28 protein-coding genes are annotated in these 23,920 nt (G+C 56.2%); 15 read left to right on the forward strand and 13 right to left on the reverse strand.

Annotated features, from left to right (window positions below; genetic code table 11):
* Positions 1 to 170: 170 nt before the first annotated feature.
* Positions 171 to 554, reverse strand: a complete 384-nt coding sequence (locus NBV64_RS14375) for a TSUP family transporter (protein WP_250757248.1) — start codon at positions 552 to 554, stop codon at positions 171 to 173.
* Positions 555 to 701: 147 nt separating this feature from the next.
* The gene (aspA, locus tag NBV64_RS14380) at positions 702 to 2,120 is read right to left on the reverse strand and encodes an aspartate ammonia-lyase (protein WP_009460082.1); all 1,419 of its coding nucleotides are present in this window, start codon (positions 2,118 to 2,120) and stop codon (positions 702 to 704) included.
* A gap of 840 nt (positions 2,121 to 2,960) precedes the next feature.
* Between aspA and NBV64_RS14385 the strand changes: the two genes are divergently transcribed.
* From NBV64_RS14385 to NBV64_RS14415, 7 genes are all read left to right on the forward strand, one after another.
* Entirely contained in the window at positions 2,961 to 3,266 is a 306-nt protein-coding gene (locus NBV64_RS14385; protein WP_250756010.1) for a MarR family winged helix-turn-helix transcriptional regulator, read from the forward strand.
* A 21-nt stretch (positions 3,267 to 3,287) separates the two neighbouring features.
* On the forward strand, positions 3,288 to 3,518 hold the full coding sequence (locus tag NBV64_RS14390) for a winged helix DNA-binding protein (protein ID WP_250756011.1): 231 nt from the start codon (positions 3,288 to 3,290) through the stop codon (positions 3,516 to 3,518).
* A 111-nt stretch (positions 3,519 to 3,629) separates the two neighbouring features.
* Positions 3,630 to 4,232 carry a DUF2946 family protein gene (locus NBV64_RS14395; protein ID WP_009460084.1) on the forward strand — a complete coding sequence of 201 codons (603 nt, stop codon included), beginning with the start codon at positions 3,630 to 3,632 and terminating at the stop codon, positions 4,230 to 4,232.
* Positions 4,233 to 4,252: 20 nt separating this feature from the next.
* Entirely contained in the window at positions 4,253 to 4,843 is a 591-nt protein-coding gene (locus tag NBV64_RS14400) for an NUDIX hydrolase (RefSeq protein ID WP_009460085.1), read from the forward strand.
* Positions 4,844 to 4,845: 2 nt separating this feature from the next.
* The gene (gene aat / locus NBV64_RS14405) at positions 4,846 to 5,574 is read left to right on the forward strand and encodes a leucyl/phenylalanyl-tRNA--protein transferase (protein ID WP_009460086.1); all 729 of its coding nucleotides are present in this window, start codon (positions 4,846 to 4,848) and stop codon (positions 5,572 to 5,574) included.
* A gap of 48 nt (positions 5,575 to 5,622) precedes the next feature.
* Complete coding sequence (locus NBV64_RS14410) at positions 5,623 to 6,345, forward strand: arginyltransferase (protein WP_021446954.1); 723 nt, start codon at positions 5,623 to 5,625, stop codon at positions 6,343 to 6,345.
* Positions 6,346 to 6,366: 21 nt separating this feature from the next.
* Positions 6,367 to 7,401, forward strand: a complete 1,035-nt coding sequence (locus tag NBV64_RS14415) for a quinone-dependent dihydroorotate dehydrogenase (protein WP_021446955.1) — start codon at positions 6,367 to 6,369, stop codon at positions 7,399 to 7,401.
* 134 nt (positions 7,402 to 7,535) lie between these two features.
* Here the strand turns inward: NBV64_RS14415 and phaP are convergent, their stop codons facing one another.
* From phaP to NBV64_RS14435, 4 genes are all read right to left on the reverse strand, one after another.
* Positions 7,536 to 8,135, reverse strand: coding sequence for a TIGR01841 family phasin (phaP, locus tag NBV64_RS14420; RefSeq protein WP_009460089.1), 600 nt, complete (start codon positions 8,133 to 8,135; stop codon positions 7,536 to 7,538).
* A gap of 244 nt (positions 8,136 to 8,379) precedes the next feature.
* Positions 8,380 to 9,129: an IclR family transcriptional regulator gene (locus tag NBV64_RS14425; RefSeq protein WP_009460091.1), complete on the reverse strand. Its 750-nt coding sequence runs from the start codon at positions 9,127 to 9,129 to the stop codon at positions 8,380 to 8,382.
* A 121-nt stretch (positions 9,130 to 9,250) separates the two neighbouring features.
* A complete protein-coding gene (locus tag NBV64_RS14430) occupies positions 9,251 to 10,060 on the reverse strand; it encodes a competence/damage-inducible protein A (RefSeq protein WP_250756012.1) in 810 nt (269 codons plus the stop codon).
* The gene (locus NBV64_RS14435) at positions 10,050 to 10,868 is read right to left on the reverse strand and encodes an EI24 domain-containing protein (protein ID WP_250756013.1); all 819 of its coding nucleotides are present in this window, start codon (positions 10,866 to 10,868) and stop codon (positions 10,050 to 10,052) included. The genes NBV64_RS14430 and NBV64_RS14435 overlap by 11 nt, the downstream gene beginning before the upstream one ends.
* A gap of 73 nt (positions 10,869 to 10,941) precedes the next feature.
* Between NBV64_RS14435 and NBV64_RS14440 the strand changes: the two genes are divergently transcribed.
* Positions 10,942 to 11,331, forward strand: a complete 390-nt coding sequence (locus tag NBV64_RS14440) for a thioredoxin family protein (protein WP_009460093.1) — start codon at positions 10,942 to 10,944, stop codon at positions 11,329 to 11,331.
* On the opposite strand, the gene NBV64_RS14445 is transcribed toward NBV64_RS14440, so the two are convergent.
* From NBV64_RS14445 to NBV64_RS14455, 3 genes are all read right to left on the reverse strand, one after another.
* Positions 11,311 to 12,687, reverse strand: a complete 1,377-nt coding sequence (locus tag NBV64_RS14445) for a DEAD/DEAH box helicase (RefSeq protein WP_080748056.1) — start codon at positions 12,685 to 12,687, stop codon at positions 11,311 to 11,313. The two genes, NBV64_RS14440 and NBV64_RS14445, sit on opposite strands and share 21 nt — an antisense overlap.
* A gap of 113 nt (positions 12,688 to 12,800) precedes the next feature.
* Positions 12,801 to 13,136, reverse strand: coding sequence for an AzlD domain-containing protein (locus tag NBV64_RS14450; protein WP_009460095.1), 336 nt, complete (start codon positions 13,134 to 13,136; stop codon positions 12,801 to 12,803).
* Positions 13,136 to 13,822, reverse strand: a complete 687-nt coding sequence (locus tag NBV64_RS14455; RefSeq protein WP_009460096.1) for an AzlC family ABC transporter permease — start codon at positions 13,820 to 13,822, stop codon at positions 13,136 to 13,138. The genes NBV64_RS14450 and NBV64_RS14455 overlap by 1 nt, the downstream gene beginning before the upstream one ends.
* Before the next feature lie 285 nt (positions 13,823 to 14,107).
* Here NBV64_RS14455 and NBV64_RS14460 point away from each other — a divergent pair, with 285 nt between their 5' ends.
* Together NBV64_RS14460 and NBV64_RS14465 are read left to right on the forward strand one after the other, a co-directional pair.
* Complete coding sequence (locus tag NBV64_RS14460) at positions 14,108 to 14,320, forward strand: zinc-finger domain-containing protein (RefSeq protein ID WP_021446957.1); 213 nt, start codon at positions 14,108 to 14,110, stop codon at positions 14,318 to 14,320.
* A gap of 66 nt (positions 14,321 to 14,386) precedes the next feature.
* The gene (locus NBV64_RS14465) at positions 14,387 to 15,517 is read left to right on the forward strand and encodes a YheT family hydrolase (protein WP_009460098.1); all 1,131 of its coding nucleotides are present in this window, start codon (positions 14,387 to 14,389) and stop codon (positions 15,515 to 15,517) included.
* Between the two features lie 28 nt (positions 15,518 to 15,545).
* Here the strand turns inward: NBV64_RS14465 and NBV64_RS14470 are convergent, their stop codons facing one another.
* The 4 genes from NBV64_RS14470 to NBV64_RS14485 all read right to left on the reverse strand — a co-directional run bounded on the left by NBV64_RS14470 (position 15,546) and on the right by NBV64_RS14485 (position 19,070).
* On the reverse strand, positions 15,546 to 17,039 hold the full coding sequence (locus NBV64_RS14470) for a M48 family metalloprotease (protein ID WP_250756014.1): 1,494 nt from the start codon (positions 17,037 to 17,039) through the stop codon (positions 15,546 to 15,548).
* A 17-nt stretch (positions 17,040 to 17,056) separates the two neighbouring features.
* Positions 17,057 to 17,911, reverse strand: coding sequence for a cytochrome c oxidase assembly protein (locus NBV64_RS14475; RefSeq protein ID WP_250756015.1), 855 nt, complete (start codon positions 17,909 to 17,911; stop codon positions 17,057 to 17,059).
* A 33-nt stretch (positions 17,912 to 17,944) separates the two neighbouring features.
* The gene (locus tag NBV64_RS14480; protein WP_003803097.1) at positions 17,945 to 18,280 is read right to left on the reverse strand and encodes a hypothetical protein; all 336 of its coding nucleotides are present in this window, start codon (positions 18,278 to 18,280) and stop codon (positions 17,945 to 17,947) included.
* Between the two features lie 340 nt (positions 18,281 to 18,620).
* Positions 18,621 to 19,070: a hypothetical protein gene (locus tag NBV64_RS14485; protein WP_250756016.1), complete on the reverse strand. Its 450-nt coding sequence runs from the start codon at positions 19,068 to 19,070 to the stop codon at positions 18,621 to 18,623.
* Between the two features lie 126 nt (positions 19,071 to 19,196).
* On the opposite strand from NBV64_RS14485, the gene NBV64_RS14490 reads away from it, so the two are divergent.
* The 5 genes from NBV64_RS14490 to ruvC all read left to right on the forward strand — a co-directional run bounded on the left by NBV64_RS14490 (position 19,197) and on the right by ruvC (position 23,910).
* On the forward strand, positions 19,197 to 20,357 hold the full coding sequence (locus NBV64_RS14490; protein WP_021446961.1) for an FAD-dependent monooxygenase: 1,161 nt from the start codon (positions 19,197 to 19,199) through the stop codon (positions 20,355 to 20,357).
* 96 nt (positions 20,358 to 20,453) lie between these two features.
* On the forward strand, positions 20,454 to 21,449 hold the full coding sequence (gene dusB / locus NBV64_RS14495) for a tRNA dihydrouridine synthase DusB (protein ID WP_035271912.1): 996 nt from the start codon (positions 20,454 to 20,456) through the stop codon (positions 21,447 to 21,449).
* A 55-nt stretch (positions 21,450 to 21,504) separates the two neighbouring features.
* Positions 21,505 to 21,744 carry a helix-turn-helix domain-containing protein gene (locus NBV64_RS14500; RefSeq protein ID WP_003803089.1) on the forward strand — a complete coding sequence of 80 codons (240 nt, stop codon included), beginning with the start codon at positions 21,505 to 21,507 and terminating at the stop codon, positions 21,742 to 21,744.
* Between the two features lie 26 nt (positions 21,745 to 21,770).
* Positions 21,771 to 23,363: a bifunctional phosphoribosylaminoimidazolecarboxamide formyltransferase/IMP cyclohydrolase gene (gene purH / locus NBV64_RS14505; protein ID WP_250756017.1), complete on the forward strand. Its 1,593-nt coding sequence runs from the start codon at positions 21,771 to 21,773 to the stop codon at positions 23,361 to 23,363.
* Position 23,364: 1 nt separating this feature from the next.
* On the forward strand, positions 23,365 to 23,910 hold the full coding sequence (gene ruvC / locus NBV64_RS14510) for a crossover junction endodeoxyribonuclease RuvC (RefSeq protein ID WP_009459794.1): 546 nt from the start codon (positions 23,365 to 23,367) through the stop codon (positions 23,908 to 23,910).
* Positions 23,911 to 23,920: the final 10 nt, after the last annotated feature.

Genomic DNA, 23,920 nt, shown 5'->3' on the forward strand with positions numbered 1-23,920 from the left:
ACACTGCGTGCCAAGTGATCACCAAACAACAATTGAAATCCCAGAAACCTCACAGGCTCTGCTCCAGTGGGCGGGAAGCCGAAATGCATTCCCATCGCCGACATTTATTATCAGGTAAACAGGCCTTTTTTCGATATAGAGCATTACCCTAGAGGCTTCAACCACCTGCTCTAGCGCGCCAGCAGCTGCGGCACGGACGAGACCAGCATGGCAATGCCGGACAGGGTCAACAGACTTAAAACAATGGCCCGAAACGTGCTTTGGCTAATGCCCACATACAGGCGCGCGCCCGCCAGCACAGGGATCAGCACAGCCAGCATCACCAGTCCTATAGACGGCAACAGGATCTGCCAATAAGAGGTACGCCGCCGGGTGAAGGCGGCAATCATCTGCCCTGTCCAGGCACCGCATACCGCCAGCACCGAGGCCAGTTGAGGCTCCAGAAACCAGGCCCAGCAGGACATGGCCACCATGCCAAAGGCAAATCCCGACAAACCCTGCACAAAACCCGCCACAATGGCGCCAACAGCCACCGCCCAGTAAACCGACTCCATCATCCCCCGCTGCTCCTTGCCTGTAGACAAGCGACAGTATCTCTCTTTACGAATCGAGCGGACAGAAAAAAGCCCCCACAATGGAGGCTTCCCAAACTGTTACCGGCGTCGGCCAAGACTGGCCAATCAGGCCTGGTTCAGATTGGTTCAGGCTGGGTCAGCAGCACGCAGATCACGAGGTTGGATCAGCGATTCGGCACGCAACACGTCATTCAGGGTCTCGGCATCCATCAAACCACGCTTGAGAACCACGTCACGAATATTGGTACCTGTCTGGAAGGCTTCGGCGGCAACCGAGGTAGCAGCTTTGTAACCGATGAACGGGTTCAAGGCGGTGACCAGGGAAATGGAACGCTCGATATTGCTTTCCAGGCATTCACGGTTGGCAGTGATACCTACCACGCAGAACTGGGTCAGCGTGTCGCAAGCATTGCTCAACAAAGCCATGCTACGCAACAGGGAGTGAATAATCACAGGCTCAAACGCGTTCAGCTGCAACTGACCGGCTTCAGCAGCCATGGTCACGGTCATGTCGGCACCAATCACTTCAAAGGCAACCTGGTTGACCACTTCAGGGATCACGGGGTTGACTTTACCGGGCATGATGGACGAACCAGCTTGCACGGCGGGCAGACAAATTTCACCCATACCAGCACGAGGGCCACTGGAGAGCAGACGCAAGTCGTTGGACAGCTTGGACAGCTTGACGGCAGCGCGCTTCAACACACCCGACAGGTGCAGGAAACCGCCGCAATCCTGAGTGGCTTCGATCAAATCGTCAGAGACACGCAGTTGAACACCGGATAGATCGGACAAGGCAGCCACAGCCAGCTGAGCATACTCAGGGTGAGCCGTAATGCCGGTACCAATAGCCGTACCGCCCAGATTCACGTCACACATCAGCTTGCGCGATTCTTTCAGACGCACGATGTCTTCGTTGATCATGGTGGCAAAGGCGTTGAACTCCTGACCCAGGGTCATGGGCACAGCATCTTGCAACTGAGTGCGGCCAATCTTCATGTACGAGGAGAATTCCTCGGACTTTTTCAGGAAGGCGTCGCGCAGACGTTCCATGGCGGCAAACAGCGGGTCCAGCGAACGGTAGGCAGCCAGGTGCAAAGCCGTTGGATAGACATCGTTGGTGCTTTGGGCCATGTTCACATCTTCATTGGGGTGAAGATACTGGTACTCGCCGCGCTTGTGCCCCATATGTTCCAAGGCCAGGTTACAAATAACCTCGTTGGCATTCATATTGGTCGAGGTACCTGCGCCGCCCTGAATCATGTCTACCACGAAATGCTCATGGCACTTGCCCGCCTGTACGGCCTGACATGCAGCCACAATGGCGTCGTGCTTATCCTGCTCCAGCAAACCCAGTTTGAAATTGGCCTGAGCAGCTGCCTGCTTGACCAGCGCCAGAGCATTAATCAGTTCCGGGTAAGTTGAAATAGGCGTACCGGTAATGTGGAAATTCTCCTTGGCACGCAAGGTATGAACACCATAATAGACTTCATCGGGGACTTGGCGGTCTCCCAGCAAATCATGTTCGATACGGAACTGACTCATAATTCCTTCGTTTCCTTAATAACGATAGCAAGACTTTTTTGATACGCCTCATACTCAATCCCGGACTACAAACGGAACAAAGCCCTACCATTTCTTGCGAACTTGGCAGGGGCTCGGGGACATGCTGGCAAATACCGCTAATAAGCTTTGGATAATGCTTGTATCCAATTCCGGAAAGCAAAGGCCCGTAAAAAACGGGCCTCTATTGCAATCCGCCAAGCGGGGTGAATGATCCAACCGCCTTTTTTGAAGGCATCGTCGAGCTCGGGAAGCGCTTTGAACATTGTAAACGCCGAGCGCTCACATGCACGTCGTTTTGCGGTTTTTCTTGAGTTGGGCCGCCTTGTCTTCCTGACTGACAGTTGAAAACTCACTTAATTTAGCGGTGTATCTCCGATATAGCTCGCTCATCATGTCTGTAACAAGAGTCTGGCGCTTTGGACACGAGCGTTGCGCGCTTGCATCATTTTGATGCGTTCAAGCCATAAGACTCACAGCACAGGATCAAAAATCATCCCATGCTGCCCGGATAGGAAGTCCGGAAACCTTGCAGTTTGAGAAAAAAAGGAAGGCAAAAGAGTATACACAGGCTTTACGACTATTCTGTAAACCCATAGCCGCTTATACTGAAAAAAATTGAACTTATTTTACTAAATGAAAATTCCTAATCAATAAAAGATGTTTAAATCAGTAAAAATGGAATTAAAAAATAAGATAAATTTCCACATTAAAAGCAGCGGCTCAGTAATAAAAGAAAGCAAACCCGTTTTTATTGGGTTTTATTGATTCTTTCTAAATAACTACTGCTCTTTGCCGCGCACTCCTTAACGGCACAGCACTATGAAATTACTCGATCTGAAATATCAAACTATCCTGAGCGAATCCCAACGCCAGGCCCACCCTAAAACCGAGGATATCGAACTGTGTTTACGCGTTCTGTCGCTGGCCTCCAGCATTAATCGCGCTTCCAGCTCTGTTCTGAACGAATTTGGTCTGTCCGAAGGACGTCTGGTTCTGCTGTTCTTGCTTAGCCGCCAACCCTCTGGCCTGAGCCCCGCGCTATTGGCAGAACAAGCTGGCGTGACCCGCGCCACCATCACCGGCCTGCTCGACGGGCTGGAACAGCAGCAATTGCTGGTACGCTAGAACAATACCTCGGACCGCCGCGTGCTCACTGTTAAACTCACCGAGGCCGGACAAGAGTTGTGCGAGCACCTGCTGCCCTATTACATCGAGTGGCTATCGGGCGTATTTAGTCATGTGCCCCAAGACGTGCGCGAACGCTTGTCCAATTTGTTATCCAAAGCCCTGCAAGGCAACGACACACCGGAAATCAAAGTTGAAAAGCCTCTTTCGCACACCATCCCCGGAACCATGCAGCGCAGTTATATGGCTTAAGGCGCAAACTCGCCTTGCCCCAGGGTCGACCTTGTCGTCGGCCCTACACCGTCAAGGGTGGCAACCGTATCGGTGCCACCCTTTGTTTTCGTCCCTGCAAGGCTGAAACTTATGGATGCTGCTGTTATGGATGCCATGAAAAAATGGCCCAATGTACCCGCTGTCAGCGGGTATATCTCTTTGGATCAGTCTGGTCATTGGCGTCATCACCCGGCTGGCGATGCTAACCAGCACCCAGGGAAAGTGGGCGAGCGCATTGCCCACCAGGGTTTGTTGGCATTTTTCAACCGCAATTATCAGGCGGACGAACAAGGCCGCTGGTTTATCCAGAATGGTCCGCAACGTGTTTATGTCCGTCTGGACGCCGCCCCACTGATTGTGTCCCTGGCCCAGGATCAAGCCCATTTGCAAGACCATACTGGCCGACCTGTTGAAACTATTCAGGCCTGGTACATCAGCGCTGAGGGCAGGCTCTATTTGCGCACCTCCGCAGGCCCGGCCTTGTTGGCGGGTCGTGATGTTCCTGCCCTGCTGGAACAGTTACGCACAGACCAACACGGCCTGGAGAGTCTGGATCTGGAGCAAGCCCAGCGCAGCGAAGGCTGGTCCTTGCCCGCTTACCCACAAGCCTGTTCCCTGACAGTCTGGTCGTCCTGCGTGTCGCCCGCCGAGGAATTGGCGTATATTGTTTTGCCAGAGCCCGATCCCATTTGAACCGCCATCACAGAATCTGCATGACCCAGCCATCCGCCTCTTTCTATTTCCCCGCCCCACGCACGCAAAACTTCTGCAATCAATGTGGCAGCAAATTGACACGCCTGGTGCCCCCGGACGATAACCGCATGCGTGATGTCTGCGAAAATTGCGGCGCGGTGCACTACCAGAATCCCCGCAATGTGGTCGGTATTGTGCCCATGTGGAAGGACGATCAGGTCTTGCTGTGCCGTCGCGCTATCGAGCCGCGCTACAACACCTGGACCTTGCCCGCCGGTTTCATGGAGCTGGGCGAAACGCTGGGGCAAGGCGCCTTGCGTGAAATGGGCGAGGAAGCGGGTGCGCAAGTCGAACCCGGCCCACTCTTTACCGTTATCAGCGTACCTTACGCTGAACAAGTTCACGTGTACTACTTGGCCAAAGTCATCAGCGACGTGCTGGACCCCGGTCCGGAGTCCCTAGAAGCCCGCTTCTTCCACCTGGACGACATCCCTTGGGACAACCTGGCTTTTCGCACCGTAACCGCCACCCTGGAGCGTTACGTCGAAGACCACAAGGCAGGCCGCTTCCAGATTCACGAATTTGATATCGCCCCCCGCGACCACGGCTGATCATGTCGCTTGTATGGGTCGCTCCTGATCAGGCCCTGCCCAGCCCTGAACACGCCAGCCCCGAAGGGCTGGTGGCTGCCGGTCTGGATTTAAGCGTTCCACGCCTCCTGGAAGCCTATAGCCAGGGCATGTTTCCCTGGTACAGCCCTGGCGACCCGGTTCTGTGGTGGTCTCCTGATCCGCGCATGGTGCTGGAGGTCGATCAATTCAAGATTTCCCGCTCCCTGGGCAAAAAACTGCGCCAGATTGCACGGCAGCAAGATCAGGACGACGCCCCTGTCCGTGTCACCTGCGATCTGGCCTTTGAGCAAGTTATAGGCCAATGCGCCGCCCAACGTAGTGCGACCGGCACCTGGATCAGCCCGGATATTGAGCAGGTCTATACAGATTTGCACCACAGTGGCTACGCCCACAGCGTAGAAACCTGGATGGGCGGCAAGCTGGTCGGCGGTTTGTATGGGGTGAATCTGGGCCGCTTTTTCTTTGGCGAATCCATGTTTGCCTTGCAAACCGATGCCAGCAAGATCGCCCTGGCCCATCTGGTGGAGTTCCTGAAGTTCGCGGGCATCCCGTATATAGACTGCCAGCAAGAGACATCGCATCTGGCCAGTCTGGGTGCCAGCCCCATCCCCCGGAAAGACTTTATGGCTGCCCTGGCCTGGGCCAAAGATCAACCCAGCCCGGTCTGGCCGCGTGGGGCATTGCAACTAGGCCTGCCCCCAACTTGCTAGGCTGGCGCGAGCATCCCATAATGGCTCTATCACGCTTGGCAGAGTCGCATGAATTATCCCAAAGCACCCAGTCCCCAAACGCTGCAATTCTATTCCACGGCCAGCTATCGTTGCAGTTACCTGCCAGAACAACAGGCACGCTCGCTGGTTGCCGCTCCTGCTCACCTGATTAACGACACGGTTTACTCCAAGCTGGTCCAGCAAGGCTTTCGACGCAGCGGCACCTTCACCTATCGCCCCTATTGCGACCAGTGCCGCGCTTGCCTGCCCCTGCGTTGTGACACCCTGCATTTTCAGCCTGACCGTGCCCAGCGCCGTGCCAAAAAACGCCACGGCAATCTGGTCGTACAAGACCTGCCCCTGCACTGGAATGCCGAACACTACGAGCTGTACCGCCGTTACCAGGCCAGTCGCCACCCCGGCGCCGGCATGGACGAGGACGACCAGTCCCAGTACGCCCAGTTTCTGCTGGCCAGCCATGTCACTTCGCGCCTGCTGGAGTTTCGTGAACCCGACGGTACCTTGAAAATTGTGGCCGTCATCGACGTGCTGCAAGACGGGCTTTCCGCTGTCTATACCTTTTTTGATCCCGACGACACCGGCAGTCTGGGCACCTACGCCGTGCTCTGGCAGTTGGACTATTGCCGTCAACAATCCCTGCCCTGGCTCTATTTAGGCTACTGGATCGAAGAAAGCCGTAAAATGGCCTACAAAACCCGCTTTCGCCCCTACCAGCTCCTGATGAAAGGTCGTTGGGAATGGCTGGCTTAACGTCCTCTTTTATCGATCCCCATGTCTGCCCTATTCAGCCTTTATCCCTTGGCTCGCCGGGTGCTGTTCAGTCTGGATGCTGAACACGCTCACGAACTGACTCTGAAATCCCTGCATTGCGCCCACCAAACTCCTATTTTGGGCAGTTTGCTGAAAGACCTGCCCAGCAAGCCTCTGGAACTGATGGGTTTGAAGCTGCGCAATCCTGTGGGTCTGGCCGCAGGCCTGGATAAGAATGGCGCGCATATTGATGCCCTGGGCGCACTGGGCTTTGGTTTTGTCGAAGTTGGCACAGTGACCCCGAAAGCGCAGCCCGGCAATCCCAAACCACGCCTGTTCCGCTTGCCTGAAGCCAATAGCCTGATCAATCGCTTTGGCTTTAACAACCACGGCCTGGATACCTTTATTGAAAATGTGCGCAAAAGCCAGTTCCGCTCGCAAGGCGGCATTCTGGGCCTGAATATTGGCAAGAACGCGAGCACCCCTATTGAACAGGCCGATCAGGACTATCTGACGTGTCTGCGTGCGGTCTACCCCCACGCCGATTACGTCACTGTGAATATCTCCTCACCCAACACGCAAAACCTGCGTGCCTTGCAGGCTCAGGATGAACTGGCTCGTCTGCTCGGTTCCTTGCAAGCGCTACGTACGGAATTGGCACAAGAGCACCAACGCTACGTGCCTATCGTGGTGAAAATCGCTCCTGACCTGGATCAATCACAAATTGATGCCATTGCGGACACGGTTCCATCGCAAGGTCTGGACGGCATTATTGCCACCAATACCACCTTGTCGCGCGATGCCGTACAGGGTTTGCGCCACGGCCAGGAGCAAGGCGGTTTGTCCGGTCCACCAGTGCACGAATTATCCTTGAACGTCATTCGTCGTCTGCGCGAGCAACTAGGCCCCGACTTCCCTATTATTGGTGTTGGCGGTATTGAATCTGGCCGTCAGGCTCAGGAAAAGATCCAGGCCGGAGCCCAGGCGGTACAGCTGTATACCGGCTTGATTTACAAAGGCCCGGCCCTGATTTCCGAGTGCATTCGCGCCCTGTAAAACGCATCGTGCCCGCGTAACGCGGGCACTAGCACCCTGAAGCACGTTCACTATTGGCACTGCACGCAAGAAAAAAGCCAGCTCAATGAGCTGGCTTTTTCTTTAGCGCCTGATTAAATCAGACAAGCAAAAACTTACTTCTTGCTGGTAGCAGCAGTCGCAGCAGCGGCAGCGGCTTCAACCGTTTTGTTGCTGGCTTCGGTGACTTGAGCAGCAGCTTTCAGGCTGGCGTTGGTGGCAGCCTGGATGTTGCTTTCAGCAGCATCAGCAGCTTGGCGAGCAGCCTTGACAACGGTTTCAGCAGCGTTGGAAGCCGTGGCGAAGGAAGACTTCAGCAAAGCAACAGCGCTTTCGGTACCGGTAGGCGCATTTTTGGCCAGCTGGTCGATAGCGTCAGCGGCGTGCTGTTGACCTTGAGCCAGTTGAGCTTCAGCGATACGCGACAGGTTCAGTTGCAGATCGGAGAAGATGTCGTAAACGCTTTTGCCGTATTCCAGAGCCTGGGCAGCATTAGGCTTGGCCACGCTTTGCGACAGGGCCACAACGTCTTGCACGTCTTTGGCGTTGATAACTTGCTGGGATTGGCCAGCCGCTTGTTCCAGCGAGCTGCGCAGCAGATTCAGGTTCAGACCAACCAGTTTTTCAAAGCCTTGCAGCAATTGACCTTGAGCAGCGAACAGGTTGTTCAAAGTAGCTTGTTGGGATTCCAGTACGTTTTGTGGAATAGCACTCATGATGTTTTCCTTGGAGATACGTGGCCTGGGTCAAGCCAGCGTGAAATTAGTGTCAGTGTTACTAGACAAGGGTCTGAAGAAGGCCCGGCCCATTCGCAACTACGCAAGGCAAACCTTCTATGTTGCACCGCAACAATTCAACTTTAAGCGCTATCCAAAACAAAGTCAACGTAATTTGTTGCGCTGCAACAAAACCGTCATGGACTTGTAATCAAGACTGGAAAAACAACACTAAAACACAGACTTAACGCTGTTTGTCGTATCCCAGCGTTTCGGAAATTTTAGCGGCGGTATTCAGCAAAACGGGAATCCAGTCGTCGTGCAAACGCTCGGCCGGAGCAGATAAAGACAGACCGGCCAAAAGCTTGCCGGTGTCGTCATACACACCAGCCGCAATACAGCGCACACCCATCTCCAGCTCCTCGTTATCGCGGGCATAGCCCAGACGACGAACTTGCGCCAATTCGCGCTCCAGCAATTCCAGTTGAGTAATGCTGTTACGGGTAGCACCGGCCAAGCCGGTACGCATGACGTAGGCCCGCACCTGCCGCGGTTCCCAGGAAGCCAGAAACAGCTTGCCGGTCGAGGTCAAATGCAAAGGTGCATGGCCACCAATGGCGCGCACCACCTGCATACCCGAGCTCTCGCTCCAGGAACGTTCCACATAGACAATTTCATCGCCCTGCTGCAAGGACAGATTCACCGTTTGTCCGGTGTACTTGTGCAGCTCGCGCATGGGGCCCAGGGAAGCCGCACGCACATTCAGACGGCCTTTAACCAGGGAGCCCAGCTCCAGCAAACGCATGCCCAGTCGGTATAAACCGCTGTCCACGCGCTCCACATAACGCCCCACTACCAGATCGTTCAGGATACGGTGAGTGGTTGAGGTATGCAGGCCAGTTGCAGCCGCCAGATTCTTCAATGCCACTGGCTCAGATTGCTTGGCCAGTTCGTCCAATAGAATCATGGCGCGTTCCAGAACCTGGATCGACATCTGACCACCATTGTTTGACGACGCGCCTGAGGGCGTAAAGGAATTTGTTGTCATTATTAGGAGAATTATGATGCAACGCAACAAATTCCATAATATGAAATGGTCGCGCGCTTGGCAAGCGCTATTTTAGCGCAGGGCTCAAGCTCCCACCCAAGTCCAGCACCTGCTGGCGCAAATAGGCCAAGGCCTCTGCCGCTGGTTCCGGCTCCCCTTTAACGCCCAGATCAATATGTGGCTGTCCGCCCGCTTCCCCCACGCTGGGCAGGCTAAACGCTTTCACACCTGGCCAATTTAGCTCTACATGCTCCATGGCCGGCGTAACACGCGACTCTGGCAAGTTAAAGGCCAGGAAAGAGTGTTCGACTCGATGAGCCTGATGGTGCAGTTCCCGATAGCGAGTATCCAGCGTCCACTCCATCATGGGCCAGGCCATCACAGGAAAACCCGGCATGAAGGTGTGATTGTGAATGAAAAAACCGGGAATCTTGTTGTAGACGTTGGGCACAATTTCGGCACCCACCGGGAACACACCCATCTGCAGGCGCTGCTGGTTCTCGGGCAAGGACATATCCGCACTACCCACGCCATTACGCTCATTTTCAGCACAGCGCTCAGCAATCAAGGCTGCGGCCTCGGGATGCAGCCTCAGCTCCACACCCAAAGCCTTGGCCGCCGCCTGGCGGGTTTGATCATCCGGTGTCGCACCAATCCCACCACAGCAAAACACAATATCCGGCGTCGCAAAACTGCGCTCCAGGGTGGCGGCAATCGTATCCAGGTCATCAGGGATGATCTGGGCGCCTCCCAGCTGCAAGCCCCTGGCCCCCAGCAGCTCGATCAGTTTTGAAAAGTGTTTATCGTAGCGACGTCCCGACAGGATTTCGTCGCCAATAATAATCAGACGAATAATGGCTTGATCCTTAGTTGTCATGGTCAATAAGCGTAGTAGAAGCCGCTGTTGCCTCGTGCTGGCGCAGGCGACGAAGATTTTCCAAAGAGAAGTGGGCAAATACCAGAGCCGAGAACACAGGCAAGACCAGCCAGGCCGGTGGAATCAGGTTCAAAAGGGCAAAGATCAGACCGATCAACCAGTACTGGCTATTCAGACGGGACCACAGATATTTGCGCTCTTGCACATTCGCGTGCTCAACCAGGGAATCCACCCGCAACATGCGCGTCAGGGCAAAAACCCACCACAGCACGGGCAAAATCAGCGCAAAAGGAGGAAAAATCCATAACGGCAAGGTGACCAGCCAACCCACTACAAACAAGGTTCCCACCCACACCGCGTTCCAGACGCTGTAGACCGTGGCATTGTGGCCTTGCTTGATCAGATCGGGATAGTCTTTCTGCTGCAAATGGCCCAGGACCAAAGGCATGACCAGCACAGCGGCAATAATCAGGCCCAACACACCGGCCAGAGGCAACAAAATGCCTAAAGCCAACAAGGGCGCCAGATACACTTTCAGCGAGAACAGGCCCAAGCCCACCAACCACTGATCCACGGATTCAAAGGCATTCCAGCCCCCCAGCAGCTCCAGCAACCAGGTCTGAATGGGGGTCCACAATAGCCAGCTCAGTAAAATCAGGCCCACAAACATGATCAGGAAAGGCATGACCAGGGCCACCAGCATGCGTGGCTGAAATTGCGACACCAAAGAACGCTTGAAGGCGATGGAGATGCTGGCCCAACCGCCAGCAGGGCCCGATCGCGATGGGGCAGACGAAGATACGGACATACTGCTCCTGCTAAGCAAAATCGATTACCCGAGTATCATAGACACAGTCGCTTCTTTTTGTCTGTATGAAATTATGGCCTTGTTCAACGCCCAACACGATCTGACCGCCCTGGCGGCCCACCTGCAAGCCGAACCCGATGCTTTGTTGATTGCCTGTTTCTGCGCCGAATGGTGCAAAACCTGTCAGCAGTATCAACCCGCTTTTGAGGCTTTGGCCACACAGTTTCCCCAGGCTTGCCTGATCTGGATTGATATTGAAGAGCAGCCCGAGCTAGTGGGCGATGAAGATATTGAAGATTTCCCCACGCTGCTGATCCAGAACGAAAATGGGACCGTTTTCTACGGTCCCATGCTGCCTCATATCGAACATCTGGAGCGTCTGGTGCACAGCATCTCCGAACGCAGCCCGGTCGTTGATGCCGGGCCTGGGGATTTGCGCGCCTTAGTAGCGGCCGCCGCCTAACAGCACACCCACCGAACGCTTGCGCGTTGTATTGGAAGGAGTCGTCACCGCTGGCTTGGGCGCAGCAGCGGTCGATGGCTCGTAAGGCTTGAGGAAAAATTCATCCACGGGTGGCGTGTTCGACTGATACGAACGACGCTCGCCACGCTCGTGACGGTTGGAACCGGAACGGGACGAGGAGGCAGCCGCTGGCAGATCCAGCTTCAGACGTGGCACAGCCGTGCCAATCAGCTTCTCAATTTCTTGCAGCAAATGCTCTTCATCAGGAGCCATCAGGGCAATGGCTTCACCCGAGGCGCCAGCACGACCAGTACGGCCAATACGGTGCACGTAGTCTTCAGCGTTGTACGGCAAGTCCACGTTGATCACGCAAGGCATACCGGCCACGTCCAGACCGCGGGCGGCCACATCAGTTGCTACCAACACATCCACACTGCCGCTCTTGAAGGCGTCCAGTACCTTCATGCGCTCCAGCTGGCTTTTATTGCCGTGGATGGATTCCGCCTTGATGCCTTCACGCTCCAGATAGCGGGCCAGTTGACCAGCACCAATCTTGGTATTGGAAAAGACGATAGTCTGGGTCAGCTTCTTGGTCTTGATCAGATGCGCCACGGCACGACGCTTCTCGTCCGCCGACATGGGGTACACCACCTGGGTGACTGTCGATGCGGTCGCGTTGCGGGCAGCCACTTCGATCTCGACCGGATCATTCAGGAAGTTGCGGGCCAGCTTGCGGATTTCCTTGCTGAACGTCGCCGAGAACAACAGGCCCTGACGATTCTTCGGCAGCAAGGACACAATACGGTCCAGATCGGGCAGGAAGCCCATATCCAGCATGCGGTCAGCTTCATCCAGCACCAGAATGCTGACCTGGCTTAAATTGATCGTGCGCTGATCAATGTGATCAAGCAGACGGCCTGGGGTGGCGATGACAATTTCAACACCACGGCGCAGGGCTTCTTTTTGCGGACCAATATCCACACCACCGAACACTACCGTCGAGCGCAAGGGGACCGATTTGCTGTAGAGCGCAATGCTCTCGGCCACCTGGTCGGCCAGCTCGCGTGTTGGTGTCAACACCAAAGCCCGCACCGGGTGGCGGGCGGGCGAAGCGCTGGTCGTGGCGTGCGCCATCAGACGATTCAGGATAGGCAAGGAAAAGGCTGCCGTCTTACCTGTACCCGTCTGGGCTGCCCCCATGACATCACGGCCGGCCAGCACCACGGGAATCGCCTCGGCCTGAATAGGCGTAGGCTTGGAATATCCCGCCTCGGTAACGGCGCTTAATATTCCAGGGTGCAGACCGAAATCAGCAAACGTAAGGTCATTGGGGGTCGAAGGAGTTTTATCTGTCATGTACGCAAAAAGTCGGCTTGCCACCAGTGGCAAGCATTTGTAACAATCCTATTTTAACTTATGCCCGCCTGCCTCACAGCAGTCACGGGCATGTCAGTACTCGGGTCAGGATTTTATGGCATCACGGCACGTATCAGCCAGAACGCCACCATCCCGGCCACGATTACCCAAACAGCGTTACGGGTACGGATGAACACCAGCACAGCCACCAGGCTGGCCAGAGCTTTAATATCCAATCGGGGGGTGTCGCCGTAAGCCCAAGGCAAAAGTTCCGGGATAATGATTGCTGCCAGAGCAGCTACCGGAGCAAAGCGCAAGGCGCGCCGCATACGTTCGGTCAGGGGCAGCAAATCACCAAACATGAAATAGCCGGAGCGGGTGAGCAAGCTGCACAACACCAACAGGGCGATTGCACCCAAAACGTACCAATCATACTGCCAATCGCTCATCACCGTGCATCCCTATGCCGTTGCAGTTGTTCTGCCGCCACGCCAGCCAGCACTCCGCCAAGCACCGCTGCCACCAGCCCCAAACGCAGGGGCAGCGCCTGTCCGACCCATGCAATCACGCTGGCCGTAATCAAACAGGCCCACATGGCACGGTTGTTGACCAAGGGAATCAGGAGCGCCAGCAGGGCCAGAATGGCCGCAAACTCCAGCGACCAGGAAGGCGGCACATAGGCACTGAGCACAATGCCTGACAAGGAGGCAATCTGCCAGCTTAGCCAACCAGGCAGGATGATTCCCAGGTAATACCAAAGATGCTCGCGAGAGCCGCGCTCTTTGGAGTCGCCATACTTGGACATGAACAGCACAAACACCATGTCACTGGTGATATAGCCCAGGCCCAGGCGTTTCTTCCAGCTCAGATGACGAAAAAAAGGCTGCAAGGCCGCTCCAAAAATAATGAAGCGAATATTGACGATGAACCCGGCAGTGAAAATCAACCACAAGGGCGCGTGGGACTCGATCAGCGGCAAGGCCGTCAGCTGGGCCGAGCCCGCATACACAAACAAGGTCATCAAGGTGGCTTCAAACCCGCTCAAGCCGGACTTGACCATGGCCACGCCCGTTACAAAGCCCCAGACCACAGTGGCAATCAAGGCGGGAATGAAGTCGATGAAACCGGCGCGCATGTGTACACGATCCTGTGCACTAGGCAACAAGGCCGATAATCTTGTGATGGCTGACACGCCGTCTCCTGAGATGTGCTGCCCGCAAGCTGTAAACAGCGGCGGCAGCTTTGCTTATGATTTTTCTTATTCTAGAAGCAAAACCGAGGCACGAACATCTTGCTCTGTTGATAAGGTCAAGAAAAAACAGGCCGGGTCTTGCTACAATCGCTAGTCTACGCACGTAAAGTTCGGCACCGCCGTTGCGTGCACGGTATTCTTACCTCTCTCATTGTTATCAGGAACCTTATGAGCGCCGCTATCGAACCTAAAAAAGCAGATCACGAACTGATTATGGTCGGAGCCGACGATCTGCCCGTGCACTGCCCCCGTCCAGGTGGCACACTGTGGAACATGCACCCCCGCGTGTATATCGATATCAGCAAGACCGGCGAAGCCGCTTGCCCTTACTGTGGTGCCCGCTACCGCCTGAAAGAAGGCGAGAAAGTTCACGGTCATTAATTTCTGAATCTGGCTTCGTTGGACCCCACTGCTCCCCCCTCTGGCAATGCGATAGAGCCGGGCCCTGTGCCCGGAGCTGACGCGCAACCCTGGCGTCATGCCGATACGGTTGCCCGTCTGGATGCCAGCGCCTGCCCCCTGCCCGCCTGGTTGCCTGGCGGACACATACAGACCATTCATGGGGCATTTTTTGCCCGCCATCACCATATCGCCTTTGTCCGTCAAAGGATTGATACACCCGATGGCGACTTCCTGGACCTGGACTGGACCGGGCCTGGTCTGTTTGCCGACAAGCTGGCCAACGGTGCCACCGCCCAACCCGACGCCCACTTATCCCGCACCGCCGCCCGTCGCTGGATGCAGCCCCAGGATTGGGACAGCCTGCCCAGCACGGCCGATACCCATGCCCTGGTTCTGTTTCATGGGCTGGAAGGCAGCAGCCGCAGCCATTACATCCAGGCAATCGCCCAGTACTTCCGCGCCCGTGGCTGGATTGTGGTGGTCGCTCATTTCCGGGGCTGCTCGGGCTTCCCGAATCGCATGGCACGCGCCTATTACTCGGGTGACTCGGAAGAAATCAGCTTTATCCTGAATACGGTTCGAGGCCATCTGCCCAATGTGCGCTGGCACGTAGCCGGCACCTCGCTGGGCGGCAATGCCATGCTCAAATATTTGGGGGAAGCGGGTGATGAAGTGTCCTGGTTGCAGGCATGTGCATCCATTTCGGTACCACTGGATCTGGTCGCTTGCGGCCGCTACCTGTCCGAATCCCGAATGGGCCGCTGGTTTTACTCGCCCTATTTTCTGAAAAGCATGCGCAGCAAGCTGCAGGACAAGACCCACCGTTTTCCAGGCATGGTCGATACTGCCCGCTTGAATCAGGCCCGCACCATACGCGACTTCGACGACATTTATACCGCGCCCATGCACGGCTTCAGCCATGCGCTGGATTACTGGACGCGCGCATCCAGCAAGCCTTTGCTGCGCAATATCAAAATCCCTACGCTCGTTTTGAATGCTCGCAACGATCCTTTCGTGCCGCATGCCAGCTTGCCGACCATTCAGGACTGCTCGGACTCCATCCTGCTGCATCAACCTGCCGAAGGCGGGCACGTCGGTTTCATCACGGGCAGCATCCCCGGCAATATGGGTTGGTTACCCGCAAGACTGGCCCGCTTCTTTGAAACCAATAGCTAAGATTGGCTAAAGCGGGCCTGCGGGCTCATCAGGAGCGGAAACGCTCCAGCAAGATACGCTCACTTTCCACACGTTCACGCAATTGACGAATCTGCGTATCCAGCTCGGATTGCTGATAGAAGTCTTGGGTCAAATTGCGGGCCTGCTGCAATTGCTCCACAGCGGTAGGCAGAGCCCCCACTAATTGATAGTACTCAGCCATGGTACGTCGGGCCTTTACACCGTCGCCCAAACGATCATAGGTTTGTGCCAGCAACTGATGCAGCTGGGGTTCATCAGGCCATTGCTTGATACGCTCCATCAAGAAAGCCTGCGCCTGATCGTTTTGCCCCAATTGCTGCAAAACCTGCACATAAGCCAAAGCCACGCCTTGGCTCTTGGGCCAACGCTGCCAGGCCTGCTTGGCCAAATTCAAAGCACCTTGCACATCTCGATCGGCAATCGCAATGCGTATACCCAGGGTATCCAGCTCCGGAGCCTGGAATTTGCCCTGTCCCCGCGCTTCGGTCAGATGCGCACGAGCCTGTTCATAATCCTGACGGCCTTGCGCAATATAGGCCAGACCGTATTGCGCCGCAGAGCGCTCCAGATCACTTTGTGACTGGTTCGTGCTTTGCAGCGCCTGCTCCAGAACACGCAAGGACTGCCCACCCCCAGCCTGCATCACCATCAACTTCGCACGGATATACCAGAACGAAGGGGTGTCCTGATAATTACTGGCTGGCAGACCGCGCACCCGGTTACTGATGTCCGATTCACGCTGCTGAGACATGGGGTGAGTGCTGGCGTACTCATTGGCTGTCGCGCGCTCATTCAGACGCGAAGCCGCGGCCAGACGCTGAAACATCTGCACCATGCCTTGTGGCTCATAACCAGCCTTGAGCAGCATCTCGAAACCGACGCGGTCAGCTTCTTGCTCGGCCTGACGAGAAAAACCCAGCTGCCTATCCACGGCCGCTGCTTGTCCGAAAGCAGCCGCCCCCATAGCCAGATCACCACTGCCCGCCAGGGCCCCCAACAAGGCTCCGGCCAGAGCAGCAATCAGCAAATGGTTGCTTTGCGCACTTTGGGTAATACCGCGAGCCACGTGACGTTGCGCTACGTGGGCAATTTCGTGAGCCAGCACCGAGGCCAATTCGGACTCGGACTGTGAAGCCGTGAACAGCCCGCTATGAATACCGATATAGCCACCGGGCAAGGCGAAGGCGTTGATGCTGCTATCACGCAGGGCAAATACCGTCACTGGCTGCGCCATGGCAGGACCGTACTGGGCCAGCTTGCGGCCCATATCCGTCAAATACTGATTGATATCCGGGTCCGAGACATAGTCGGGTGAACGCCTGCCCTGCTCCATGATGGCATTGCCCAAAGTCCGCTCCAAAGCCGGAGACAACTCGGCACCCGAAGCTGCTCCCATTGAAGGGATGCCCACAGGCTGCGCCTGCACAGGCAACACTGAACCGAAAGCCAGCGACAAAGCCAGGCATAGAGAAAGCGCGGAACGGGCGGGTTTAAACTGCATGGATACTCCCGACAAAATCAATTGGCCCTGACCATCATAGCGCTTGTCCGCTTGCGAGATTCTGGCAAACGGTGACGCGCTGACAGGCGCATCAAGGTGCCCAAGGCATACAAAAGGCCAAACACTTCAACCAGACCGGCCAGCACCCACATAATCAGGCCACCCATGACCTGATCAGCCAGCGCATCCATACCCGGAATGGCACGACCGCATAAATCGAAAATCGGATAAAGGTCGTATTCAGTAAATGTGATGACGGCGCCCACAATCATCTGCGGCACCATCGTAATAACCGGCGAAAGTATACGCCCACCCACCGACAGCCGGGCCGGTGGTGAAGGCCGACGATCCAGAATCAGGTTCCAGTACATGATCCCGCTGATGACCACAGACCAATTCATCAAACGGTACAAACGCCAGTCCAGCATGGAATAGAACTGCACCGTAGGCAGCATCCAGATCAGGACCAGGAAAACAAACAGAAAGGCGACCAGTATCGGGTTGGTCAGGACAGCCTGAACACGTCGGCCACTGGGTCGGCGCAACCATTGAGCCAAAGCCCGCCGCCAGCTCAACGGCAGCCCCGCACGCAAGGTTTGACCGGGATAGGCACCCATCAGGAACAAGGGGCCCAGATGATGCAAGATCAAATGCTGGGCCCGATGGATGAAGAACATGCGCTCGGCGTAATAGTCCAGGCGCGTGTGCAAGGAAAGGTAGAGGAGAATCAGGCCAATCCAGAAGAAGGACTGGCGCAAAAGATTGGGGCGGTGTACTTGCCGCCCCCGGACGTACAAAGCGATGACCAGCAAGAAGGTCAAAAGCAGAACAGGAGAAAACTCCCAAGGTGTCAGCCAGTCGAGCAAGGACATAGCAGCGCCATCCGCAACAAATCCAGTTGCGGTTTAGTTTATAGCAATACGCTCCCGCCCTGCCCACTTCACATTCAGCACACCGGGATAATCCCGAATCAGTCGGGCACGCTGCATCAGTTCTGCACGCAGCTCAGGCGGGCAAGTCAAGGTCACGCACGCCGTATCGTGCGTATCGGAATGGTCTACCTGCACATTGGCCACGCGGATGCCCGCGGTATTCAGGTCCGAGTAAATACGACGCCGGATCTGGGCCAGATCGCCACGAGGGCAGACAACCGTCAAACGGGAGACGGACAAAGGGGCACGAGCACGCAGGGCAGAAGCCTGGATGCCGGCACGGCGCAAAAAGAGATCGAAAATACGCATACATTCCCCCTATTGCACATAAAAGTTGCAACACATCAAGATTCGGAAAGCCAAAGGCTTTCCAGAGAATGAAATGGCGGGGAATTTGAGGCAGCAGAACAGCCGCCTGAGACACCACGCCCTGAAATTTCCAGGACGCGGCAAGCTGTGAAGGAATCAGCGGGCCTGAACGCGCCTGGACATAGATAGGTCGAACATAGATCGACTAGCACTGTCGCCGGGGTCGGGATTCACCACACAGCTCCTATAAAACTAAAGAACCCGTATTGTAACGTGCGCAAGCCCTCGCCACAAGGGCAGGCCTGTGAAAAACCTTTACTTTACAAGGCACTTGATGTGTTTAATACACAGACAGATCCAGCCAGCCCATATAACGATAAAAGGCCATGATGATATGTACCAGCCAGAACAGGCTGATATTGGCAAAGGCAACCGTCGAGACCACCGCTGCCAGGGCGCTGGGCCAGCCATGCTGATTGTGTTGCTCGCTTTGGGGGTTGTAGAGCGCGTCAAATTTTTCGGGGCTACGCAGCGCCAGAATCACGGCCTCGATAATCCCGGCACTGACCGGCAAGATCAGCAAATTGGGGAATAACGAATCCAGCCCCTGCTGAAACATCAGCGTTCCCAGAATGGCCAGACTGGTAAACATCAAAGGGACATACCAAAAACGTCTGCCCAGATAGCGGTGCTGTGCGCCCACCACACCTAATAGAAGAGACAGCCACGCAGCGGTGACTTTATGGCGAAAAGGTTTGGTCTGTTCAAATGACAAAGTCTGCTGAGACATGCAGGGCATCCAATCCGGGCTTGTGCTGCCAGCCATTGCGCACAGCTGTCATTTGCTTAAAGCCAATTTGACAGCCACCTTCCCGTACAATACCTGAATTACTTCCTTGCCGTCATGAGGTCCCCCATGAATGCCACCGACTACGACATCGCCATTTGTGGCGCCGGTCCCGTAGGCGCATCTTTGGCGCTAATGCTGGCTGCCCAGCACCCAAGCCCGTCACGCATTGCCGTTCTGGGGAAAAACTTCAATCTGGCCAGTACCGAACATGCCCAGGGCGATCCACGCACCCTGGCCCTCAATCACGGCAGCCGTCGCCTGATTCTGAATCAGCTCAAAGCCTGGCCCGAGCGCGCCGCCCTGATGCGCACCGTGCATGTTTCCCAAAAAGGACGTCTGGGCCGTTGTCTGATTCAAGCCGACGAACTGGGTGTACCTGACCTTGGCGCCGTGGTTCATTACGATGATTTGCTCTGGGCCCTGCATGCCCGGCTCCGGGACAGCGGCGTCACGCTGCTGCCCGCTCAGGAGGCCCGTACCCACTCCGCCCCCAAACAGATTCTGGTCGACCACGATGCGGGTCAAGCCACAGCCTTGATTGCCGTACAGTGTGATGGCGTCCGCCCTACCGGCGTGCGACGCGATTACGGTCAACACGCCTTGTTGACGACGGTGCGCGCCAGCCAGCCTCAAACCGGCTGGGCCTACGAGCGCTTTACCGAACACGGCCCCTTTGCGGCCCTGCCCCACCCTGATGCTCCTGACTTGTACGCGATTGTCTGGTGCAATAGCCCGGAACGCAGCCAATCCTTGGCCGAACTGCCTGTTCAAGAGTTCCAGGCCGCCATGCTGCAAGCCTTTGGAGAGCGCCTAGGACATCTGGAGCTGGTCTCCAAGCGCCACATCTTCCCGCTTGCCTTTCATGCTGGTCCCAGTCGCTTGTCCGAACGCCTGCTGGCAGTGGGCAATGCCGCCCAGACCTTGCACCCGGTTGCCGGTCAGGGTCTGAACCTGGGCTTGCGTGATGTCGCACAATTGTCACAGTGTCTGGCCGCCTGGCAAGCCGATTGCAGCCAGAACCCCGATCCCTTTTTGGCTCGTTACGCTCGTCTGCGCCGCCCGGATCGCTGGTTGACTGCCGCAATCACCGATACCTTGCCGCGTCTGTTCGCCACCAGGAATCCATTGATCCAGCATGCATGTGGTCTGGGACTGTTGGCCATGGACACCCTGCCCTTCGCCCGTCAGCCATTTGCCCGACAGCTGCTGCAAGGAATGCGCGCCTAGGCCCACCTGCGTTACAGGCCCCGATGCGGGGCCACCCCTTATTCTTCTTGTAAGTCCTTGCCCACGAACCCGTGTCGCAGGGTTAAAATCTTCCCCATGCGTATCGGCCCCTGGACCCTTCCTAACCCTATTTTCATTGCCCCCATGGCTGGAGTAACAGACAGACCTTACCGTCGTCTGTGCAAGACGCTGGGCGCCGGTTATGCCGTCTCGGAAATGGCCGCCAGCAACAAGCGCTTATGGGACAGCGTGAAAACGTCACGACGCTTGAATCACGAAGGTGAAGCGGATCCGGTCGCTGTACAGATTGCCGGTTCAGACCCTGAAATGATGGCCGAAGCCGCTGTGTTCAATATCGGCAAAGGTGCTCGCATCATTGATATCAATATGGGTTGTCCGGCCAAAAAAGTGTGTAACGTGGCCTCGGGTTCCGCCCTCTTGCGTGACGAGCCACGCATCATTGAAATCCTTGAACACGTTGTCAAGGCATGTACTCCCTACCAGGTTCCGGTTACACTCAAGACCCGCACCGGCTGGGATGCGCAATCGCGCAATGCTGTTCGTATTGCCCGCTTGGCCGAGGATATCGGCATCGCCGCTTTGACTCTGCATGGCCGCACCCGTTGCGACTTCTACCAGGGCCACGCCGAATACGACACCATACGCGAAGTCAAAAACAGCCTCTCTATTCCGGTCATCGCCAATGGGGATATCGATAGTCCCGAAAAGGCAAAATTCGTACTAGAGTACACCGGAGCGGATGCCGTCATGATCGGTCGAGCCGCGCAAGGACGACCCTGGATTTTCCGGGAAATCCTGCATTACCTCGAACATGGCGAACATCGTGCAGCCCCCACCTTCGGCGAACTGCGCGATTGCATGATCGAACACCTGCAAGACCATTACGCTTTCTATGGGCAGCACACTGGAGTACGTACTGCCCGCAAGCATATAGGCTGGTATTTGTCGGATATGCCGGACTCCCGACACTGGCTGGACCAGATTAATCGTATCGAAAACTGTGCAGATCAATTAGAAGCCATTACTCACTGGTTTCAAGAATGCGACCTGGACCAGCCCTACCTGCAATAACAGACAGCTGTGTGGCTCTTTTGTATTTAAGTACTACGTATACCTTCAGAAAAAAATGTCAACGACCAACCCACTAGAACAGTCCGTACGTGAACGCCTCGAACGCTACTTCGCCGATCTGGGCGAATCCGAGCCACGCGATCTGTTGTCGATGGTCATCTCCTGCGTGGAACGGCCTGTCCTGCAAGTTGCCCTGGAGAAATCCGCGGGCAACCAATCCAAGGCCGCAGAAATGCTGGGCATCACGCGTAGTACTTTGCGCAAGAAGCTCAGTGCCCACAATCTGCAACCCTGATTCCTAACTCTCACGTCTCACCTTCCATGAAAATCCAGACAGCTCTTCTCTCTGTCTCCGACAAAACCGGTATTGTCGAATTTGCCCAAGCACTCGCCCAACGCGGAGTGCAGCTTTTATCCACTGGTGGCACCGCCAAGCTGCTGGCCCAAGCTGGCCTGACAGTTACCGAAGTGGCCCAGCACACCGGTTCGCCAGAAATTCTGGATGGCCGTGTCAAAACACTGCATCCAAAAATTCACGGTGGCCTGCTGGCGCGTCGCGACAGCGCCGAACATTTGAAGACTCTGGAAGAGCACGGCATTGACCGTATCGATCTGCTGGTCGTCAACCTCTACCCTTTCCGTGAAACCATTGCCAAGCCGGGTTGCACCTTTGCCGATGCGGTAGAGAACATTGATATTGGTGGCCCCGCCATGTTACGCGCTGCTGCCAAGAACCACGGCACGCCTGAAGGCGGCGCCTGTGTGGTGATTGACCCTGTCGATTACGAACGCGTACTGGCTGATATGGATGGCCCTGCTGGTCACCCTTCTTACGGCCTGCGTCTGGAACTGGCCGCCAAGGTTTACGCCCACACCGCCGCTTACGACGGTGCTATTGCGGCTTACCTCACCAGCCTGGCTCAGGCCGAGCCTGCCCAGGACAGCGCCCCCGAAGTGAACACCTGGCCCAATGTGCTGACCATTCAGCTCAAACAGGAACAGACTCTACGCTACGGCGAGAACCCGCATCAAAGCGCGGCTTTCTACACAGACGGCACCATTGGCGAAGGTCTGCTGGGTCGCTACAAGCAGCTACAGGGCAAGGAACTGTCCTACAACAATATTGCTGACGCCGATGCCGCGTGGGAATGTGTCCGCAGCTTTGACGCGGGCGCTTGCGTCATCGTCAAGCACGCCAATCCTTGCGGTGTCGCTCTGGGCGAAACCGCCGAGGAATCCTATCGCAAAGCGTTCCAGACTGACCCAACGTCGGCCTTTGGCGGCATTATTGCCTTCAACCGTGAAGTGGACGAAGCCGCTGCCCAGGCGATCAGCAGCCAGTTTGTAGAAGTGCTGCTGGCACCTTCCTACACGCAAGGTGCTCTGGACGTGTTTGCCGCGAAAAAGAACGTGCGCGTGCTGAGCATTCAGCCCGGTCAGGCTCACAACGCTTTCGACGTGAAACGTGTCGGCGGCGGCTGGTTGGTGCAAACGCCCGACACCTTCCGCGACAACACCGAAGCCTTCAAGGTCGTGACACAAGTACAGCCCACCGCCCAGCAAATGCAAGACATGCTGTTTGCCTGGAACGTGGCCAAGTACGTGAAATCCAACGCCATTGTGTTCTGCGGTCAGGGCATGACCCTGGGTGTGGGCGCTGGTCAGATGAGCCGTGTGGACTCTGCCCGCATCGCCTCCATCAAGGCTGAAAACGCTGGCTTGACCCTGCAGGGTTCGGCTGTTGCGTCCGACGCTTTCTTCCCCTTCCGTGATGGTCTGGATGTAGTTGCCGAAGCAGGCGCCACCTGCGTGATTCAACCCGGCGGCAGCGTGCGTGATGACGAAGTCATTGCCGCCGCCAACGAGCGTGGTATTGCCATGGTCTTGACCGGCACACGCCACTTCCGTCACTAATATGCGAATCCTGGGCATAGACCCTGGCTTGCGTCGCACTGGTTTCGGAGTGATCGACGCCCAGGGGCCCAGCTTGCGCTATGTGGCCAGCGGGACCATCGTGGTCCCGCCTGATCTGCCTCTGGCAGAGCGGCTAAAGCTGATTCTGACTCATATCACTGAAGTGATTGAGCAAAGCAAGCCCGATACCTCTGCCATCGAAAAAGTCTTTGTAAACAGCAACCCTGCCTCCACCCTTTTGCTGGGGCAGGCACGGGGCGCCGCTTTGTGTGCGCTGGCCGTAGGCGGGCTGGATGTACATGAATACACAGCGTTGCAGATCAAGAAAACCGTCACCGGCAGTGGCCATGCTGCCAAAGAACAAATCCAGCTGATGGTCCAGCGGCTCTTGCAGCTGAACGGCCTGCCCGCACCGGACTCGGCCGATGCCCTGGCCTGCGCCATCAGTCATGCTCATCACAGCAGTGTGGTGGGCGGCCTGCAAAAAGGCGGAGCCATCACCACCGGGCCGCGCCGTCGCATTCGCGCTGGCCGGATCTTGGGTTAACTCTCCAGAA

Origin of the sequence: Alcaligenes sp. DN25 (assembly GCF_023674485.1) — a bacterium.
Classification (GTDB): Bacteria; Pseudomonadota; Gammaproteobacteria; order Burkholderiales; family Burkholderiaceae_B; genus Alcaligenes; species Alcaligenes phenolicus.